Below are 2,789 nucleotides of genomic sequence, written 5' to 3' on the forward strand. Positions count from 1 at the left end.
ATCGATCTCCTCAAGCGCTCCAGCTTCCAGTGGTGTGACCTGTTCGGTGACGATGCAGCACTTATGGCCAACGGGTTTTCCGCCTGGGCCGGCGCCTTCTTCCTCAACGGACGCTGGTACGCGGTCGGCGCGGCGAAAGGGATCGAGCCGCGCCTGCTCTCGATCGGTGAGCGCATGGTGTCCCTGGCCGCCGCCGACGACTGGCTGAACGAGCACGAATCCGATGAGAGCGCCCACAAGACACGGCGCTGGCTGTCGCAACCGCCCACCGACCGGCAGCTGGCGTACCTTCCGGCCGATTACCGGCACGATTTCGGGCTGACCCGCTACCAGGCATCCGCGCTGCTGTCCTTCCAGTTCAACCGCAACGCCATCCGCAGCCTGGTCTTCGGCGCGGACGGACAGGATCTGGCGAGAGCAGCATGATGGTGGACCCGACCGAAGCCGAACAAGCGGCGATCCGCAGCGCGATGAAGCCGGTTGCCGAGATCATGGAGGAGATCGGCTGGCAAACCCGGCTTGCCGATCTCTCCGAACAGCAGGTGCTCACCCTGATCGAGGTTGCCGTGACGGGTTACCAGGACGCACTTCGTGAATACGTCGCCGCCAATCGCACCACTGATCCCGAGGTGCCGTTCTGATGCTGGACTTCAATCGCAAACCGAAGCCGGGCGAGCGGATCACCAACCTGATCGATAGCGCCCTCGAGGCGGAGCACGCAGCCACGCCGCCGCGCGATTACCTTGGCGGCTCTCGTCTCGGTGTTGCCTGCGAGCGCGCCCTGCAGTTCGAGTTTACGGCGACGCCCAAGGACGACGGCGCCGGCTTTACCGGCCAGACGCTGCGCATCTTCGCCATCGGTCACCAGCTCGAGGATCTGGCTATCCAGTGGCTGCGCGCCGCCGGCTTCGATCTCTATACGCGCAAGGGCAACCGACCCGACGGCGAACAGTTCGGCTTTTCTGTCGCAGGCGGACGCATTCGCGGTCATGTCGACGGCATCATTGCTGCCGGACCACAAGGTTTTGGCTTCGCCGTTCCCGCGCTGTGGGAATGCAAGACCATGAACGCAAAGAACTGGCGCGCCTGCGTCAAGGAGGGCGTGGCGAAGTCGAAGCCGGTCTACGCCACCCAGATCGCGCTCTACCAGGCCTATATGGAGGCGCAGGTTCCGGGGATTTCCGCGGCGCCTGCGCTGTTCACCGCCATCAACAAGGACACCGCCGAGCTGCACCACGAGCTTGTGCCGTTCGATGCCGATCTCGCGCAGCGCATGTCCGATCGCGCCGTGCGGATCCTGCAGGCAACCGATGCTGGCGAACTGCTGCCGCGCATCGCCACCAGTTCTGACTTCTTCGAATGCCGCTTCTGCCCATGGGCCAAGCACTGCTGGGAGCAACCCGTATGAGCGACGAGCATGACGACGACATGACCGGCTCCCCGAAGCCGCCCGTCAGCGGCGAGATTGTCCATTTCAATCCATGGCGCGACTTCAACGACGCGCCCTGCCAGATTGACGTGTTCGGCGACGAGCCAGACCCCGAGCAGATCGCGCAGTTCATGGAGGTGGTGTTCGGCTACTGCGAAGGCCTGATCCCGGTGCGCAGCTTCATCGACAAGGGTCAGGGATTCGATGGCCGCCCGCACAACATCTGGATCGACGCCGACAACACCGTGGCCGAGAAGATGGCGACCTTCGCCAGCTGGGCCGGCCGCGAAGGCGCCGCCGTCTATGTGATCCCCGGTACCGTTGCCGCCAAGGGCCAGGCCAAGGCCGCCGACATCCTGCAGATGCAGACCGTGGTCGTCGATATCGACACCGGTGACATCGTCGCCAAGCGCGCCCATCTCGAGCGCCATCTCGGGTCCCCCACCATGGTGGTGGAAAGCGGCGGCGTGACACCGGATGGACAGCGCAAGGCCCATGTCTGGTGGAAGCTGACCGAGCCGGCCGAAGGCCACGATATCACCCGCATCTGCCGTTTGCGTGGTGACATTGCCGCCAAGGTCGGCGGCGACACACATTTCCGATCGCCGCATCAGCCGATCCGGGTGGCCGGCTCGGTCTATTACAAGAACAGCCTCAAGACGCAGGTGCGCATCGTCGAGCTCAATGCCGATCTCGAGCGCGATCTCGAGGAATTCATCGAGGCCGTCGCCGACATGCCGCCGGCGCCCGGCATCTCGCTCCAGCCTGACTTTTCCGTAACTGACAAGCCGGCCGTCGCCGATGTGCTGGTGACCCCGGTGCGCGAGGGCGCGCAGGATGACTGGTCGCGCTTCGAGGGCGCCTCGGCCGCCATCGGCCACTACATCCGCATGGTGCACGACGGCCGGCTGTCGAAGGGCGAAGGCTGGCAGGCAATCTGTGAATACAACGCCGCCATGTTGCGGCCTGCCTGGCCGGTGGAGCGGCTGAAGCGCGAGTCGGAGCGGCTCTGGTCCATCCATGTCGAAAAGCACGGTCCCCCGCTGGTCCGCCTCGACAGCGCGGCACCCGCGCCGAACGAGCTTCCCACCTTCACGCTCGGCGCGCTGCTTGACGACACCACCCCAATGCCGGCCGACATCATCGCGCCGCGCGTGCTGACGCCGGGTGGCCTTCTGGTGCTCGGCGGCGCACCAAAGGTCGGCAAGAGCGATCTGTTGATCACCTGGCTCGTGCACATGGCCGCGGGCGTGCCCTTTCTTGGCTTCACGCCGCCGCGGGCCTTGCGGATCTTCTACCTGCAGGCCGAGATCCAGTATCATTACCTGCGCGAGCGGATGCAGCAGATCGGCCTGCATGC

At 65.1% G+C, this 2,789-nt stretch carries 4 protein-coding genes; all 4 read left to right on the forward strand.

Features of this window, described 5'->3' with window-relative positions:
• On the forward strand, positions 1-426 hold a 426-nt coding region (locus tag ACFO1V_RS01105; RefSeq protein WP_380075019.1), incomplete at its 5' end, for a hypothetical protein.
• The gene (locus tag ACFO1V_RS01110; RefSeq protein ID WP_380075020.1) at positions 423-641 is read left to right on the forward strand and encodes a DUF6511 domain-containing protein; all 219 of its coding nucleotides are present in this window, start codon (positions 423-425) and stop codon (positions 639-641) included. The genes ACFO1V_RS01105 and ACFO1V_RS01110, both read left to right, overlap by 4 nt.
• Positions 641-1,408, forward strand: a complete 768-nt coding sequence (locus ACFO1V_RS01115) for a PD-(D/E)XK nuclease family protein (protein ID WP_380075021.1) — start codon at positions 641-643, stop codon at positions 1,406-1,408. The genes ACFO1V_RS01110 and ACFO1V_RS01115 overlap by 1 nt, the downstream gene beginning before the upstream one ends.
• On the forward strand, positions 1,405-2,789 hold a 1,385-nt coding region (locus tag ACFO1V_RS01120), incomplete at its 3' end, for an AAA family ATPase (RefSeq protein WP_380075022.1). The genes ACFO1V_RS01115 and ACFO1V_RS01120, both read left to right, overlap by 4 nt.

The sequence above is a fragment of the Daeguia caeni genome (assembly GCF_042653845.1).
GTDB lineage: Bacteria > Pseudomonadota > Alphaproteobacteria > Rhizobiales > Rhizobiaceae > Brucella > Brucella caeni.

What these genes read in the sequence shown, in the direction of transcription:
- ACFO1V_RS01110 (WP_380075020.1), top strand. Translation starts at nt 423, where the DNA reads ATGATGGTGGACCCGACCGAAGCCGAACAAGCGGCGATCCGCAGCGCG.
- ACFO1V_RS01115 (WP_380075021.1), top strand. Translation starts at nt 641, where the DNA reads ATGCTGGACTTCAATCGCAAACCGAAGCCGGGCGAGCGGATCACCAAC.